General features: G+C 59.5%; 16 protein-coding genes. 4 read left to right on the top strand and 12 right to left on the bottom strand.

The features are described 5' to 3' along the window. Positions 1–42 precede the first annotated feature (42 nt). From JNL86_02970 to JNL86_02955, 4 genes are all read right to left on the bottom strand, one after another. Positions 43–426 carry a hypothetical protein gene (locus tag JNL86_02970; GenBank protein ID MBL8041862.1) on the bottom strand — a complete coding sequence of 128 codons (384 nt, stop codon included), beginning with the start codon at positions 424–426 and terminating at the stop codon, positions 43–45. A 224-nt stretch (positions 427–650) separates the two neighbouring features. After that, entirely contained in the window at positions 651–1,673 is a 1,023-nt protein-coding gene (locus JNL86_02965; protein MBL8041861.1) for an NAD-dependent epimerase, read from the bottom strand. Between the two features lie 121 nt (positions 1,674–1,794). Beyond that, positions 1,795–3,417, bottom strand: a complete 1,623-nt coding sequence (locus JNL86_02960; protein MBL8041860.1) for an MBL fold metallo-hydrolase — start codon at positions 3,415–3,417, stop codon at positions 1,795–1,797. Positions 3,418–3,440: 23 nt separating this feature from the next. Then, on the bottom strand, positions 3,441–3,866 hold the full coding sequence (locus JNL86_02955; GenBank protein ID MBL8041859.1) for a VOC family protein: 426 nt from the start codon (positions 3,864–3,866) through the stop codon (positions 3,441–3,443). A 175-nt stretch (positions 3,867–4,041) separates the two neighbouring features. Here JNL86_02955 and JNL86_02950 point away from each other — a divergent pair, with 175 nt between their 5' ends. Further along, positions 4,042–4,881, top strand: a complete 840-nt coding sequence (locus JNL86_02950) for an SUMF1/EgtB/PvdO family nonheme iron enzyme (GenBank protein MBL8041858.1) — start codon at positions 4,042–4,044, stop codon at positions 4,879–4,881. Positions 4,882–5,005: 124 nt separating this feature from the next. Beyond that, positions 5,006–5,851, top strand: coding sequence for a uroporphyrinogen-III synthase (locus tag JNL86_02945; GenBank protein MBL8041857.1), 846 nt, complete (start codon positions 5,006–5,008; stop codon positions 5,849–5,851). Positions 5,852–6,003: 152 nt separating this feature from the next. Here the strand turns inward: JNL86_02945 and JNL86_02940 are convergent, their stop codons facing one another. The 4 genes from JNL86_02940 to JNL86_02925 all read right to left on the bottom strand — a co-directional run bounded on the left by JNL86_02940 (position 6,004) and on the right by JNL86_02925 (position 9,545). Beyond that, a complete protein-coding gene (locus tag JNL86_02940; GenBank protein MBL8041856.1) occupies positions 6,004–6,933 on the bottom strand; it encodes an SUMF1/EgtB/PvdO family nonheme iron enzyme in 930 nt (309 codons plus the stop codon). A gap of 27 nt (positions 6,934–6,960) precedes the next feature. Then, positions 6,961–7,611 carry a hypothetical protein gene (locus JNL86_02935; GenBank protein ID MBL8041855.1) on the bottom strand — a complete coding sequence of 217 codons (651 nt, stop codon included), beginning with the start codon at positions 7,609–7,611 and terminating at the stop codon, positions 6,961–6,963. A gap of 291 nt (positions 7,612–7,902) precedes the next feature. Beyond that, positions 7,903–8,514: a polyisoprenoid-binding protein gene (locus JNL86_02930; protein ID MBL8041854.1), complete on the bottom strand. Its 612-nt coding sequence runs from the start codon at positions 8,512–8,514 to the stop codon at positions 7,903–7,905. Between the two features lie 2 nt (positions 8,515–8,516). Beyond that, positions 8,517–9,545 (bottom strand): energy transducer TonB, encoded by a 1,029-nt coding sequence (locus JNL86_02925; GenBank protein ID MBL8041853.1) that lies wholly within the window; start codon positions 9,543–9,545, stop codon positions 8,517–8,519. 247 nt (positions 9,546–9,792) lie between these two features. On the opposite strand from JNL86_02925, the gene tdh reads away from it, so the two are divergent. Further along, complete coding sequence (tdh, locus tag JNL86_02920; GenBank protein MBL8041852.1) at positions 9,793–10,827, top strand: L-threonine 3-dehydrogenase; 1,035 nt, start codon at positions 9,793–9,795, stop codon at positions 10,825–10,827. Between the two features lie 86 nt (positions 10,828–10,913). Then, positions 10,914–12,104 (top strand): glycine C-acetyltransferase, encoded by a 1,191-nt coding sequence (locus JNL86_02915; GenBank protein MBL8041851.1) that lies wholly within the window; start codon positions 10,914–10,916, stop codon positions 12,102–12,104. Between the two features lie 2 nt (positions 12,105–12,106). On the opposite strand, the gene JNL86_02910 is transcribed toward JNL86_02915, so the two are convergent. From JNL86_02910 to JNL86_02895, 4 genes are all read right to left on the bottom strand, one after another. Further along, positions 12,107–13,087 (bottom strand): VacJ family lipoprotein, encoded by a 981-nt coding sequence (locus JNL86_02910; GenBank protein MBL8041850.1) that lies wholly within the window; start codon positions 13,085–13,087, stop codon positions 12,107–12,109. 222 nt (positions 13,088–13,309) lie between these two features. After that, positions 13,310–14,071: an alpha/beta hydrolase gene (locus JNL86_02905; protein MBL8041849.1), complete on the bottom strand. Its 762-nt coding sequence runs from the start codon at positions 14,069–14,071 to the stop codon at positions 13,310–13,312. A gap of 6 nt (positions 14,072–14,077) precedes the next feature. Continuing rightward, positions 14,078–14,710, bottom strand: coding sequence for an outer membrane beta-barrel protein (locus JNL86_02900; GenBank protein ID MBL8041848.1), 633 nt, complete (start codon positions 14,708–14,710; stop codon positions 14,078–14,080). A 105-nt stretch (positions 14,711–14,815) separates the two neighbouring features. Beyond that, positions 14,816–15,142: a TRL-like family protein gene (locus tag JNL86_02895; GenBank protein MBL8041847.1), complete on the bottom strand. Its 327-nt coding sequence runs from the start codon at positions 15,140–15,142 to the stop codon at positions 14,816–14,818. Between the last annotated feature and the right edge of the window lie 25 nt (positions 15,143–15,167).

The following is a 15,167-nucleotide window of genomic DNA, read 5'->3' as shown; positions in this document are numbered from 1 at the left end:
CGCACCATACACCTGGCTGATGAAGTGAGGGATCGAGTGAGATTAGAAGGGAATGCGAATGCCCATCTGAAACTCGTTCGGCATCATGCTTTTACCCATGGACTCGCCGAAGAGGTGTTGTTGTGGAAGGGTCGGTTGTGGACCCAGGGCTCGATCACGTTCCGTCACATAGCCCCCGCCGAAGCCGGCGCCAACATACGGAATCAGCGTCTGTTCGCTGACACGTAGCCGACCGGTCAGCGTGGGCGCCTGGCGAAACAGGTCCGACTGCTGATCACTCGGGGAAGAAACCTGGGCGCCCGCGCCTGAAGTCTGAGCCCGCAACTCGGTCCACGCCGGTGCATCGGATACGGAAGCCTCGGCTCGTGCGGTCTCCATACTTCCGGCATACACCAATCCCCCCACCGACAGCGCCCAGAGCATCACCGCAGTTCTACATCTCCTTGGCTTCATGATTGTCACTCTACTCCATCCATCACGCCGCAACAAGTCGCAGGAACAGAAGAGTGACAGTATGCGGTCCGATGGAAGTCCACCAACGATTACAGGCAGCCTGCACGAGAGGGACCGTGTGCGAGGAGAGCCATCTGACGGCCCGTGTCTCGGGAGGATGGTGCTCGACGGACGTGGCTCGCAGCACCCAGCTGTGCTCAGACCTTGTAGTACTCGCGGTACCACTCGACGAACCGCGCGATGCCCGTTTCGATCGGGGTGGCCGGCTTAAAGCCGGTATCCCGCATGAGATCCGCCACATCGGCATAGGTTGCCGGCACATCGCCGGCCTGGAGGGGCAGAAAGTTCTTCATAGCTTTCTTGCCGAGTGTGCTCTCTAGTACCTCAATGAATCGTAGGAGGTCTACCGGTTGGTTATTGCCGATGTTGTAGAGCCGGTAGGGGGCGGAACTGCTCCCGGGGTCGGGATTGTCGCTCACCCACTGAGAATCGGCCTGTGCGGGGCGATCGAGCGTGCGCAACACGCCTTCGGCGATATCGTCGACATAGGTGAAGTCGCGCTGCATCTTCCCGTGATTGAACACATCGATGGGTTTGCCTTCAAGAATCGCCTTTGTAAACAAAAACAGCGCCATGTCGGGGCGACCCCAGGGCCCATAGACGGTGAAGAACCGCAAACCGGTAATCGGGTAGCGATATAGATGCGCATAACAGTGCGCCATCAATTCATTAGCCTTCTTCGTCGCCGCATACAGCGAAACCGGATGGTCGACATTGTCATGCACGGAAAACGGCATCTTCGTATGGCCGCCATACACCGAGCTTGTGGATGCATAGACCAGATGCTCGACCTGATGATGCCGGCACCCTTCGAGAATGTTCAGAAATCCGTCGACGTTGCTAGCCGTATACGCGTGGGGATTCACGAGCGAATAGCGGACACCGGCCTGCGCTGCTAAGTGCACCACCCGCCTGATGCGCTGCTGCGCAAAGAGGGCGGCCATGCCGGGCCGATCCGACACATCCAGCTTCACGAACTGAAACTGAGGGTGCGTCTGCAGCCGTGCCAGACGCGCTTCCTTCAGCCGAACATCGTAGTAGTCGTTGAGATTGTCCAGCCCCAGGACGGCATCCCCGCGATCCAGCAGTCGCCTGGCCACATGAGACCCGATGAACCCGGCAGCACCAGTGACCAGTACGACCCCATTTGCAGACCCCATACCGGTTCTCTCCTTCTGGCAGGTCATTCGACGAGTCCGACCGCCACGGCCACAGGAACGACCTCGGCCGCAGCGCCGGTGCACACATCACACGGGCGCGCACCGAGGGGATCCCCCTGGCCTATCGGCCACCCCGCTTCATGAACGACGGGTCCCCATGATCGACTCGGTAGAGCGGCAGCGGCGACAGGGACTCAGCCGCCGAGCGGACTTCCATCGATTCATCGCCGACGTTTCGAAACACGTCCAGCGCATGAGCGCGATGATACCGGCAATCGTGTTGCGCCAGAAGATCTTTCAGCTTTTCCGGCGGCTCCCAATGTGCGGTGAGCAGGGCCGTACGGGCCGGATTGCGCTGGCTGAACATAAATGACAAGTGATCCGGATACCAATCGGCGCCACCCGTAGCATAAGACACAAACAGGCGCGCCTGCGCAGTGGCGCACAACTCGTCCAGATAGCGGTTGGTCAGGTACCCGTTCTCCCCGACCTCAAGCCACTGGCCCGGATGCGACAGCGGCGCGTGGGCAGCATAACTGCGAATCTCCTGCAGCTGCTGTTGGGAGGCCAGGAGGAGGGAGAGCGGACCATACTTCTGGACTAACCGCTGAATAACCCCCTCCTGAATGGCCGATCGGCCATTGTTCGTCGGACCGCTATCGGCATGCACGAGCACGTTCTGCCCGCGATCGGTCACAAGATAGCAGTTTCTTGGCATCTCCAGGTCGCAGGGATCCTCGCCGTAGAACGGAACCGAAACCACGGCGCCGCCGTCAAAGCTCCAACTCTCGCCGTGGGCGAGTTCGATGATATGACTGAACCCCAGTTCACGAAGCAACGGCAGATAATCGTAGAAAAATTTCTTGCGATTTCGTCGGCTGGGAATGACGATCGGGACATCCTTCGGCACGTGCAATAACGTTCGAGGGTCCACATGGTCGTCATGGTCGTGCGTCAGGAAAATCGCCGCCGGTTTCGGCAACAACGACACCCAGAGGCTCGGCACATTCGATTCCGCGAACCACGGCAACAGCCAGGGGTCGAACAGAAGAAATTGATCACGCTGCCGATACATGAGCGCGGCATGGCCGAGGTGCACCGTGTCCCGGTCGTTGATCTGCCGCAACCACTGATCGCGAACCGAAGCCTGGGTCGTGGGCGTGAGACACTCATACTGGACGAATAACTCCATCAATTTGGTCAGCAGGCGCTCGCCGTCCCTCCCGACCGTCGTCACAATGGTCCGAATCGCCCCGGCCTGCTGCGTGCCATCCAACATCCCCAGCAGTTTGCCGACCAGCGGCCCCATGGGGCGCTCGAACGGCACGGGGATCGCCTGCCGTTTCACGGCATTGAAGATGCGCAGCCCGGTGTTGACGACGGTGGCGGATTTCGTAGGATCGAACGGGTGCGACCAGTGGAATTGGCCGTCAGGTTGACGCCGCGCCGTAATGTGCTGACTCAATTGCTGGCGGGAATTCACCAGTTCAGCATACGCATCCTCGAGCCGCACCCGGGTCTGCGGATCATCAAGGACGGCGCGCCGGGAAAATATATCGCTGATGGCCGTTTCGATACAGGCCAGAAAGAGGCTATGGGCCTCGTGCAGGCTCCCCACAACCTCCGGTGCCACGCCGCCGACGAACGGAAACGGCCCCGGCGACTGGTTGCTTTCAAGCTGGACCCAGACCCAGGGGGCCAACCCCACATACTGATCGCGCGGTAATGCGTCCCAGAGTCCCATGAGTGACAGGCGTGAGCCGTGGGTTACAGCTTCAGTTCCAATCGGCTGATGGTCGGCTCGTACAACGCCTGAATCACGTTGCCGTCCGGATCGGTGAAATAAAAGGAGTAACTGCCGTCACGATGCTGTTTCGGCGGTTTGGCAATCGTGGCGCCATACCGGGCGCCCTCGTGCTGCACCTCCGTAAACATCTCGTCCACCTGGGCAGGACTTTCCAGGATCACGCCGAAGTGGTCGAGCAACTGGCCCCGTGGCGGCTGATACTGAGCCAGTTCGGCCTGGCCGATCTGATGCAAGGCTAGATTGTCCGCTCCCGAACTGAAATAGACGTTGTCTGGATCCGGCTCCCACACCACCTTCATCCCCAGCAGTCGCTCGTAAAACACGCGCGACCGGGCCAGATTCGTGACACGGAGGGCCAGATGTCGTAAACCTCGATGGAACGTCACGCGACAATCTCCTGGCGCGTATAGTAGGTGCGGGGCCACCATCGCGTCAATCCTCAACCGCCGGGGCCGGACGTCCCTCAGAACGATCATTTTGGACCGGCAAGTCATGTTTGAAAACTCTGCGGCTGTGGTACGATCGGGGATCAGTGGTTACGAACTAAAGGAGCTTGGAACTATGTTGGTACGATCCGTCCTCGCAGTCGTGGTGGCGCTCATCGGATTCAACGGCACGGGATCTCATGCACTGGCCGCAGAGCCGGCCGCTCTGCCCAAGGAAATCACAGGGAAAGACGGGGCGCCGCTGGTGCTCATCCCGGCCGGCTCATACCCCATGGGCGTTCCAGCCGGCGACCGTGATGGCGGACGCGACGAATATCCCCGCCACGTGATCGAGATCGATCCCTTCTACATCGACAAGTACGAGGTCACCAACGGACGATATCTGGAATTTGTGAAGGCGACCAATCACCGCGTGCCGCAAAATCCCAAAAATCCCACTCGGAATCTCTGGGAAGGGATCGGCATTCCCGCCTCGCTCGCCGATCGCCCGGTGATCAATGTGGACTGGGCCGATGCCGACGCCTACTGCACATGGGCAGGCCGTCGGTTGCCGCGTGAAGCGGAATGGGAAAAAGCCGCCAAGGGCAACAATGATTGGCGCTTTCCCTGGGGCAATGTCGAACCCACCAACGGCCATTTGAACTTCAATCAAAAGTGGATCGGGGAAAAAACCCTGATGCCGGTGGGCACGTACGAGAAGGGAAAAAGCCCGTACGGCGTCTACGACATGGCGGGCAATGTGTGGGAATGGGTGAACGACTGGTACGACGCGAAGTACTATGAAAAGAGCCCTGCAAAGAATCCTCCCGGACCCGAGAGCGGCACGAAGAAGGTCATCCGCGGGGCCGGCTGGCAAAATGAGACCCCGACGGTTCGCATCTTCACCCGCGTGGACAGCGATCCGACCATGAGAAATGAATCGACGGGATTCCGCTGCGCGGCGGATGCCCACTAGGAACGGAAGCGCTGGGAAACCTTGGCGATATCCGGTCGCTGAAGTGAGGGCAATTGTGCAGCACACACGGCAAAGCACCGGCACGTTTCATGAGTAGCGGTTCACCCTGTAGCCGAACACCACAATGACGGAATCCCGCGGATACGCTGGTCTCACCGTGGCCGCATTCGAATCACGAATGGCAGCGGAGATGACCCGCCTGATCGAACGCCATGGTGGCCGGCCACTCGTGGCGCCGTCGTTGCGGGAAATCCCGTTCGAAGACAACTCGGCGGCGTTGCGGTTCGGCGAACAACTGATGAGGGAAGGGTTCGACGTGCTGGTGCTGATGACCGGCGCCGGCACGACCGCCCTGTTTGAGGTGCTCGAGCGTCGCCACTCCAACAGCGACCTCGCCGCAGCATTGAAGAACACCGTCCTGATTGCACGTGGCCCCAAATCGGTCGCCGCGCTCAAGGCGCTGGGATTCCCACCTACCTTCACCGTCCCTGAGCCCAATACGTGGGCGGATGTGATCTCCACATTGGACGCCCATCGGCCGGTGAAGGGATTGCGCGTCGCGGTACAGGAATACGGTCTCTCCAACCCTGATCTGCTGACGGCGTTGACGCAGCGCGGAGCCCTTGTGACACCTGTACCGGTCTACCGCTGGGCACTCCCCGAAGATCTCACCCCCCTGAAACAGGTCGTGAGCCAGATATTGGACGGCCACGTTCAGGTCATACTAGTGACCAATGCCGCTCAGATCGACCATGTGATGCAGGTGGTTGAGCAGGAAGGCAACACACCTCAGTTCAAAACGATCTGCCGGCACGTCGTCGTCGCCTCGATCGGTCCCACCGCCAGCGAACGCATTCGCAGCCACGGCTTGCCGGTGGATTTCGAACCCTCACACGGGAAAATGGGAATTCTGGTAAAGGAAACGAGCGAGCAAGTCCACGAGCTGAGGGCGAGGAAAGCGTTCGCATGACGGGAGCACGCGTGACCGCTCGCCCATGGTCAATGTTGAATGATATCTGCCCTCCGCTGACAAGCGACCAGCACCAGCATCAGGCTCCTCGGGCCTGAGACGAAGTCATTGCTGCGTCGCTGTGCTGGAATTGCCAGGGAGAGCACCGCCCGCTATTTCGCGTCAGCCTGCGGCGCCGCCGCACCCTCGTTGGCATCCCGCGCACAGCGGAACCCCATCCAGTTCATCTTGGTGTTGGGATCCGTCCCGTTGCGTTGTGCGACACGGACACTGGGCGTGCTATCGATCCACCCGCCCCCGCGAAAACTCCGCTGGCTGCCGGTTTCAGGACCTTTGGGGTTCTTGTCTGGCGCCCCGGGATAGTATTTCGGGTCATACCAATCCGCGACCCATTCGGCCACGTTCCCGGCCATCTGAAACAGCCCATACGGGCTGACGGCATTGTCATACTTATCCACCGAGATGATCGGCGGATAGAGCAAGAGCCGCTCCGGCCGATCTCGCACGGGCCCCGAGAGACCGGTGCGACCGAAATTGGCGCGCGTCAGTCCGGCCATCTGGTTGCCCCAGGGATAGATACGGCCGTCTTCGCCCCGGGCAGCCTTCTCCCATTCGGCTTCGGTCGGTAGGCGTTTCCCCGCCCACTTGCAGTAGGCCTCCGCATCGAACCAGGACACGTGCATCACCGGATGGCTGACCATGGTCTCTTGAAAATTCCCGCCGTCGTACTGCCAATCGATCAGAGGGGCGAGGTTGTGAGCGAGCACATACTTGAGAAACTGTACGGTGGTGACTTCGTACTTGTCGATGTCATAGGCATCGAGATAGACTTTTCGCTGCGGGAACTCGGCCAGATAGGAGTTCTTGTCGACCTTGCGATCGCTGCCCATGAGAAACTCACCGGCCGGGATACGAATCATCTCATCGTGCGCCGGCAATTTCACCCGTTCGGCCGCCAGCGTTTTCCCCTCCGGCGTCCATTCCCTGACGACATCGGCGACATCAAGAGCATAGAGAGATCCGCTCATCCCCAGTAGCGCCGCACCCAACACCCACACCGCGAGACCTCGTGTACGCACCATGACACTCCTTGTATCTCTTGACCGTTCCTACATCGGCTGGTGATTCGGCTCCGCAGCAGCCGGCTGGTGATCAAATTCTTCCAATGGCTCAAAATTGAGCGGCAACTGAAACAGATAATCGATCAATGGCCGGAATTTGACATGCTGATACTCGACGATCCAGCTCCCGTCTTTCTTGGCGAGTTTCATCGGGAAATGAATATCAGTGGCAAGCCACTGATAATACACCTCCGTCCGTTCGCCTTCCTTCACCGTCACCTCATACAACGTCGTCGGGTGCCCCTCGCGCGTTTCCGTCCCGATTTCTTCGCGCGAAACCTCTCCCTCCAAGTGCTCCGTGACTTTCAGGTCCTGATCGGCCTTGTACGGCACAGTTTTGAAGTGCTTCATCCTCGACAACAACAGCCACACCACCTGCTTGTCTTTCCGGATGATGCTGACGTTGACCGGGCCCATCGTGTGATGCTCAATCCGCCACATGTTATCGCGGTAGTAGATGTTGGATTTTTGGGTCCGGCCGTTGATCTTCGTGACCTGATCCGCCGTAAATTCGAGTGCCCCGGCGTCCACCACGCCGACCGTCCACGCCAACACCAACGCCCCTGACAGTGTCCACGACCACATCCCGCGTATCCTACCGATGACCGATCCGATTTTTCCAGCCCACCTGCTCCCCATGACGATGCTCCTACTCTCGGCCTCCGAACGATACGCTCCCGATCTTGCGTCCTCTCCCGGATCGCTCCCTCACGCGCCGTCTCATTCGGCCGCTTCGCGCCGGCGCAGCCGTTGCCTCGAGCGAGAAGGCCCGGCGAGCTTCCAGTCCTGAGCAACCGCTGTGTCGAATGAAATCGGTACCACCTGGTAGGGTGGACTGCATCTCCGGTTCGAAGATGGTCCGCTGCGGCATCAGCCTACCCGGTAGGAAACCGGGTAGGCGCGTGGCCCCCTAGAAAAGGGGTGTTTGAACTACGATTTTGCTTTAATACATTCGATGTCCAACTTGATAAACACGTCGTCGCCGACCACCAGTCCCCCACTATCGAGCGCTTTATTCCAGACCATGCCGAAATCCTTGCGGTTCAGTTTCCCCTCGGCTGTAAATCCGGCGCGGGTATTGCCCCACGGATCCTTGGTCACACCGTTAAATGTCCCCTCCAGTGTGATTTCCTTCGTGACACCGTGCAGGGTCAGATCTCCCACCGCGAGATAGCCGTCACCGGCTTTCTTGTAGCTCTTCATCTTATAGGTAATGGTGGGATACTTCTCGACATCGAAAAAGTCTGGGTTTCGCAGATGTGCGTCACGCTTTTCGTGATTGGTGGTCACCGAAGCCGTCTTGATCGTTGCTTCAAGCGCCTTCACCGTACCCGACTCAGGGTCCATTTCGATGAATCCGGTGTAGTCTTTGAAATGCCCGGTCGTCTTGGACACCACCATGTGCGCGACCTTGAACTCCACAATCGAATGATCAAGGTCCACGTCGTACCGCGCCGTCTCGGCCTGTACAACCGTTGCGCCCAGCAGCATCCCAGCTCCCAGGCACCACATGGCGACCACACGACAGATCGATTTCGTCATAGTTACTCCTTTGTAGAGCCGCTTGCCGCAGCTCCTTCTTTGGATGGGGGGGATGGGGGCGGAAGAGACTTGGACGGCTTTTTCTCCACACCAATCTGCACATCTTGTGTGGCGACTTTCGCCCCCGTTCTCATTCGTACATGCACATCGACGACATCGCCACCCAAATCCGGCGGAATCGGCGGAAACGGCTGGGCATGGATGATGGTTTGCAATCCCGCATCATTGACATCCCGTGCACCCGAACTCTTTTCCAATTGAATCACCTGGGCCACGCCGCTGGCGTACATTTTAAAATGGACCCGGACCGTTTCGCTGCTGGGTGCGCGGCGGATGGATCGGATTTGCCGGCTCCAGTTCCGGCTGATCAAATCACTGACCTGCTTCCAATAGGCTTTCGATTCGCCTGGCGGGGGCAGGGGTAACAGATCTTCCTCGGCGATGGTCGCATTCACGGCGAGGACCTGCTCCGTCGCCTTTTGCACGGCCGCGGCGTCGGCCTCAGAACTGTCGGCCACCGGTCCCGGCTGAATTTCAGCCTCGGCGTCGCCGGGAGGCGGCTCACCGAGGGTGACGTAGACATCGCGTTTTAAGAATTCTTCCAGTCCCGTGATCTTCGCTCGTGCGAACGAGACCCGGACGCGCACGGCCTTTGGATGCACCGTGGTACGGCTTTTCAGCGTCGAATTCGGCTCCAGGATGACCGTCCCCTGATAGACCGATGCCGTCGGCTCTTCACTCAAGGAGACCGTCTGACTTTGAAATCCGTTGGACTCGATCATCGCCATGACGGATTCTGTTCCCGGCGGTACACCACCCAACGTGATGCTCAGGACTACGTCTTTTCCAGCTTGGACTGATCCATCAGGCTCCGTACTGACCAGATCGAACTGGGCCCATCGTTTAGGCGCCACCAGGGCGGGATTCGCAGAAGGACCAGCCTGAGCATCGGCTACCGGCCCACTGACGCAGACGCTCAAGGCCAACCCGACGATGACACACCTGCAGAACGTATAGTACTGGTACTGCATATTCGCATCCTACCCAGGAGCCTAACCCAGTTCAACCCGTTTTTTCCGCAGCCACGGGGATCATCAGCCCTCTTCAGCCTCAAGCCGAGGAGAAATTGCGGCCGGGACAGACACGTTCCGCCAGCCCACCCAGCCTCACATCAATTACCACGGCCTGCCCCTGTGGCGGCTCGCGCTATTGTGCCGCATCGAATGCCTGTTTCACTCGTTGGCTGGGCATTTCACGCCATCTTGTTATAATGGGCCCATGCGTGCACTCGTCAAAACGGCTGCCCAACCTGGCCTGACGTACACCGAACGCCAGGACCCAATGCCCGGCCCCAACGACGCCGTGATCCGGGTCAAAGCGACGTCGCTCTGCGGAACTGATGCTCACATCTACAATTGGGACGCCTGGGCCCACAGTCGGATCCATCCTCCACGCATCATCGGTCATGAAATGTGTGGCGAGGTGGTCGCGGTTGGAACGGATGTCAGTCTGGTGAAAGCCGGCGACTATGTCGCAGCCGAATCGCACCTGACCTGTGGCGCCTGCTTTCAATGCCGTACCGGCCAAGCCCATGTGTGTAAGAACTATCGCATCCTCGGCGTTGATCTGGATGGATCGTTTGCCGACTACATCGTCCTGCCGGAGACCGTCCTCTGGAAGACATCGCCGGACATTCCTCCGGAATTGGCCTGCCTGCAGGAACCGTTGGGCAATGCGGTCGATGCGGCACTCGTGGAGGATCTCACCGGCCACACAGTCCTGATCACCGGGTGCGGCCCGACCGGCCTCTTCGCCGCCGCCGTCGCCCGCACGGCCGGAGCCGCGACAATTATCGCCACCGATATCAGTGACTATCGCCTTGGATTGGCGAAGCAGGTAGGAGTCGACCACGTGTTGAACGCACACACCGACGGAGCGGATGCCATTGCTGCGGCGATTCTGGAGATCACCAGCGGCGAAGGGGTCGACGCATCGTTGGAAATGTCGGGGCACCCCACCGCGCTGCACCACGCCTTTCGCGCCGTGAAAAACGGCGGCCGTGTCACCCTGTTCGGTATTCCCAGCGGACCCGTCACCTGCGATCTTGCCAATGAAGTCATTTTTAAAGGTATCCGTGTCCATGGCATTACCGGTCGCCGGCTCTTCAGCACCTGGTATCGCCTGGCCGGCCTCTTCAAAGCCGGCCTCAACATCCGCCCGGTCCTGACCCATACCTTTCCGCTCAAAGACTTTGCCCAAGGATTTGAATTGATCAAGTCCGGCCAATGCGGCAAAGTAGTGCTGTTTCCCTGACGTTTCAGGGAAATGAACGGGGAAGCGTACCGCGCATCTGCGGCGGGCTCGCTTGAACGGGTCACGATTCACCACGCACAGGCACCATGGCCTACACAACACTCAAGCACGCGGTGGAACAGCAACTGGCAGAGATCCGCTCGGCAGGTCTCTATAAGACCGAACGCCAGATCCTCAGCCCGCAGAACACTAAGATTCGCGTGGCACAGGGCGAGGTCATCAATCTCTGCGCGAACAACTATCTCGGCCTGGCCGATCATCCGGATGTAAAACAGGCGGCCGAAGACGGCCTCAAGACATTCGGCTACGGCATGGCCTCGGTGCGATTTATCTGCGGGACACAGCAACTCCACAAACGGCTCGAGCAGGCCATCAGCGCCTTTTTCGGCACCGATGACACGATTCTCTACAGCTCCTGCTTCGATGCCAACGGCGGACTGTTCGAAACCCTGCTCGACGAACGGGATACCATCATCAGCGACGCCCTGAACCATGCCAGCCTGATCGACGGCATTCGTCTCTGTAAGGCCGCCCGCATGCGTTATGCCCATGCCGATATGGCGGAACTCGAAGCGCGATTGGCGGAATCGACCGCGAGCCGCGTGAGGATGATCGTCACGGACGGGGTCTTTTCGATGGACGGCGATTTGGCAAAACTCGAGCGCATCATCGATCTGGCCGACCGCTACGACGCGGCCGTAGTCGTGGACGATAGCCATGCGACCGGGGTGTTGGGAAAAGGCGGGCGCGGGACACCCGATCATTTCGGTGTGGCCGAGCGGATCGACCTCATCACTAGTACCTTGGGCAAGGCGTTGGGCGGTGCAACCGGCGGGCTGACCACCGGCCGTAAGGAGCTCATCGAACTTCTGCGGCAGCGCTCACGGCCATATCTTTTTTCTAACAGCCTGCCGCCGGTCATCGCCGCCGCCACGCTGAAAGCCTTAACCTTGGTCGAGCAGGGCGAGCACCTGCGTGCCAGCCTGATGGAACAGGCCCAGTGGCTCCGGAAGGAGCTGACGGCGCTCGGGTTCACGCTCGTGCCCGGCCCCCATCCGATCATTCCTGTCATGTTGGGCGACGCGACGGTGGCCGCAAATATGGCCGACCGTCTGCTGCGAGAAGGAATCTATGTGGTGGGGTTCAGCTATCCGGTCGTACCAAAAGGACAGGCGCGGATACGCCTGCAGCTGTCCGCAGCCCACACCCGCGCGCAGCTCGAACGGGCGGTGGCCGCATTCGCGACCGTCGGCCGCGAACTCAACGTCATTACATAACCCTATTCCCTGATCTGGTTCCGCCGCTTCTGAAGATGCGCGTTCTTGACCGCCGTGTAGAGATCCAGCGTTGCCTCCTCCACTCCCTGGAATTTCTCCAGGTTCAGCGACCGTTCATTCAGGATTTCTTCGACCCGACCACCGATTTGAGCGATCGACGACGTGGTCCGGTTGTGATGAGCGACCAACGAAGGAATGCCGTTCACTTCGATGATGGGAAAGACCAACCAGTTGATCGGATTGAGCGCAATGTCTCCGACATAGCCGACCAGATCGCGCAACGTGAACGGGGGCAAAAACGGCAAGATCACATAAGGCCCCGGCTTCACCCCATAATACCCCAGCGTCTGGCCTGTATCTTCTTCCGGCGTGGTGATGTCCATGTACTTCGCCACATCGACCAGTCCGCCCAGCCCAAAGCTGCTGTTCAGGAGAAACCGGCCGACCTCGGTGCCCGCACCGGACAATTTCCCTTGCGCGAGATTGTTGATCAGCCGCGAAGGAAACCGCATGTTGTAGAACAGGTTGCTGATGCCGATCTGCACGGGATTCGGCACCACCTTGTTATATCCCTGCGCGACCGGTTTGAGCACCCAGCGATCTACCTGGCGATTGAACTCAAAGACCTTGGTATTGAGTGGCTCCCAGGGATCGTACTCTTCTCCTCCAGGCGGCTCGTCGTCCTTTGCAAACGGATCGTAATACGGATCTTCTGCCGGCTCGGAGTCTACGGGCTTCTTTTCCACCGGAGCGGGCACATTGGCGATCAGCACCACGTGGGGCAACGCCGCAGGAGCTACCGTCTGCTCAGCTGTGTCGGCGTGATCGTTCGACCGATCATCCCCCGCCAAAAGCCGTCCTTCCGAACCGATATTCACTGTCGGTCGTGTCGGCCCACCGGCACATCCCACCATCAACAACAGAACCATTATCGACACGGCTCGCACGACTCCCGTCACGCCCACGCCTCTCCGCTGCACCATGCCTCCTTGTGCATTTGCCCTCAGTGTCGCTTGACCGCCGCGCACCAACAGCACGGCGAGCGGTCGCACTCTACCAGAATGTTCCGGCACTCGCCAGATGAGGAGTGGTCTTGCGAACATCCGCTTCCGAGCCACGCCCGCTCTACGTGATGCATCTTACCAAGCGATCTGCCCGTGAACAGAAAAAACACAGAAGCCGCTGCTGGACAGAAAGCAGCCGCGTCATCGGCCGATCACTCTCGCGATAAACTCCGACAGTGTTGCAAAATAGGCTCGCCCCCCGACCGACGGCACATCGTTGTGATCGGCGCCCTGCACCACATACAATTCCTTCGGCGCTTTTGCAGCAGCATAGGCCCGCTGCCCCAGTGAAATCGGAATGATGTCGTCACGATCACCGTGCACGAATAACTTGGGCAGGGAGAGATGCGGCAGCCGATCTTCCAACCTGAACGTCGCCCCCAGTAACCAATGGACGGGCAAGCCCAGATAGTGGTGGCGCGCCACCGCCTCGATCGAAGGGAAGCACGACTCCAGTAACAGCCCCATGGCCGGCCGCTGCGTCGCCAGTTCTCCGGCCACCGCCCCACCCAGCGACCGGCCGAAAATCACGAGCCGCTCGGGCCTGATTCGGCGAACACGCGTGAGATAGTCATAGGCTCCGATCGCATCCTGGTAGAGTCCGTCTTCGGATGGCCGCCCTTGGCTCTTCCCATATCCCCGATAATCGAAGAGGAACACCGAGAGCCCCAACCGATGCAAGGCACGAAGATTCTCCAGGCGGTGGACCATATTGCCGGCATTACCGTGACACCAGAGCAGGACCGGAGATGCAGCAGACTGCTCTGTATACCACCCGAAGAGTTGTGTTCCATCGGCGGATTGGAACCAGATGTCCTCTAACGGCACACCGGCGGCGGCGGACCAGTCACGCTCCTCCCATGGAGACGGGTGATAGACAAAGAATTGGTCCAGCACACTCATGACGCCTCAGAAGCGAAGTCCCGCACCGAACAGCCCGTAGTGCGCGCGGAAATCCAGCGCGAGGCCGTCCCAATGATAGTTCGCGGAAAAATACCGGTACTCGCCGAACACGAATACTCTGGAGTTCACCATCACCTGAGCGCCAGCCAGGTACTGATGGCCAAAGGCGCGGGCGGAATCGAAATCCTTGTCGTTCCGTCCGGTAATGTTGGGGTTGAGCAGAGTCCCGTGCGACCACCCGCCGCCGATGCCGATATAGGGCGTCACCACCTCACCGGGATACCTGAGCACCAGATTGAACATGGTATTCAGCACCAGAAGGTTCGAGCGTCCGGTTCCGTTGTCATGTCCGTTCGCGTGATTGGGAAATGACAACGCACCGCCATGTCCGGACGAATCAATCTCGAGGCCGAGCATCCGATGTGTGGCGTGAGGGAAGAGTCCGATTTTCAGGCCCACACCAACTCCTTGCCGAATCGAACCTGCCACGGTACTGCCTTGATTGAAAATCGGCTCGTCGTGCGGCCAGCTTCCCAGGAGATAAGCGCCCAAATCGATTTCCCCGAATTCGGCGCTCCGGCCTGATACCGGATGCCAGAGAGAACCGATCAGCATGATGAGCAGGATGGGAACCCACATAGCACTCCTACCGTACCATGCAGAACGCGGCGGGACGAAGAACGAAAAAAGGGTCTTCGGGAGAGACTCCCGAAGACCCTTTCCTCAGAGGGACAACGAACCTGATCAGCTGCCCTTAACGATCGTGCACCATTCGCCAAGGATGCCGAGGATGTTCTTCGCCGAGTGGTCCACCGAAGCCACGGTGGTGATCCCGCCGGCCGCTTTCGCCGCCGAGACGCTGGCATCACCGGTCGCCACCCAGCCGAGGATGGACGTACCGCAAGCCTTGCCTTCCTTCGTGGCGCTGTTGTGGGTCGTGGCCACATCGCCGTACTTCGTTTCATTGTAGATTCCACCCGCCATCGGAGACGCCACGATCTGACAGCCCGTGAGGCTGAGATACGCTGCGCTGATCAAGCTCAGAGAAAACAAGACGGTCACCTTCTTCATAAGTCCTCCCTCTCGAGGTTAGTTG

The sequence above is a fragment of the Nitrospira sp. genome (assembly GCA_016788885.1).
GTDB lineage: Bacteria > Nitrospirota > Nitrospiria > Nitrospirales > Nitrospiraceae > Nitrospira_A.
Note: the sequence above shows the minus strand (reverse complement) of the source record. Positions and strands in the feature narration are given on the sequence as shown.

Excerpts from the sequence above, each read along its gene's own strand:
- JNL86_02895 (MBL8041847.1), bottom strand. The coding sequence starts at position 15,142 with ATGAAGAAGGTGACCGTCTTGTTTTCTCTGAGCTTGATCAGCGCAGCG.
- tdh (MBL8041852.1), top strand. The coding sequence starts at position 9,793 with ATGCGTGCACTCGTCAAAACGGCTGCCCAACCTGGCCTGACGTACACC.
- JNL86_02915 (MBL8041851.1), top strand. The coding sequence starts at position 10,914 with ATGGCCTACACAACACTCAAGCACGCGGTGGAACAGCAACTGGCAGAG.
- JNL86_02965 (MBL8041861.1), bottom strand. The coding sequence starts at position 1,673 with ATGGGGTCTGCAAATGGGGTCGTACTGGTCACTGGTGCTGCCGGGTTC.
- JNL86_02930 (MBL8041854.1), bottom strand. The coding sequence starts at position 8,514 with ATGACGAAATCGATCTGTCGTGTGGTCGCCATGTGGTGCCTGGGAGCT.
- JNL86_02960 (MBL8041860.1), bottom strand. The coding sequence starts at position 3,417 with ATGGGACTCTGGGACGCATTACCGCGCGATCAGTATGTGGGGTTGGCC.
- JNL86_02950 (MBL8041858.1), top strand. The coding sequence starts at position 4,042 with ATGTTGGTACGATCCGTCCTCGCAGTCGTGGTGGCGCTCATCGGATTC.
- JNL86_02940 (MBL8041856.1), bottom strand. The coding sequence starts at position 6,933 with ATGGTGCGTACACGAGGTCTCGCGGTGTGGGTGTTGGGTGCGGCGCTA.
- JNL86_02935 (MBL8041855.1), bottom strand. The coding sequence starts at position 7,611 with ATGGGGAGCAGGTGGGCTGGAAAAATCGGATCGGTCATCGGTAGGATA.
- JNL86_02925 (MBL8041853.1), bottom strand. The coding sequence starts at position 9,545 with ATGCAGTACCAGTACTATACGTTCTGCAGGTGTGTCATCGTCGGGTTG.
- JNL86_02905 (MBL8041849.1), bottom strand. The coding sequence starts at position 14,071 with ATGAGTGTGCTGGACCAATTCTTTGTCTATCACCCGTCTCCATGGGAG.
- JNL86_02945 (MBL8041857.1), top strand. The coding sequence starts at position 5,006 with ATGACGGAATCCCGCGGATACGCTGGTCTCACCGTGGCCGCATTCGAA.
- JNL86_02910 (MBL8041850.1), bottom strand. The coding sequence starts at position 13,087 with ATGGTGCAGCGGAGAGGCGTGGGCGTGACGGGAGTCGTGCGAGCCGTG.
- JNL86_02900 (MBL8041848.1), bottom strand. The coding sequence starts at position 14,710 with ATGTGGGTTCCCATCCTGCTCATCATGCTGATCGGTTCTCTCTGGCAT.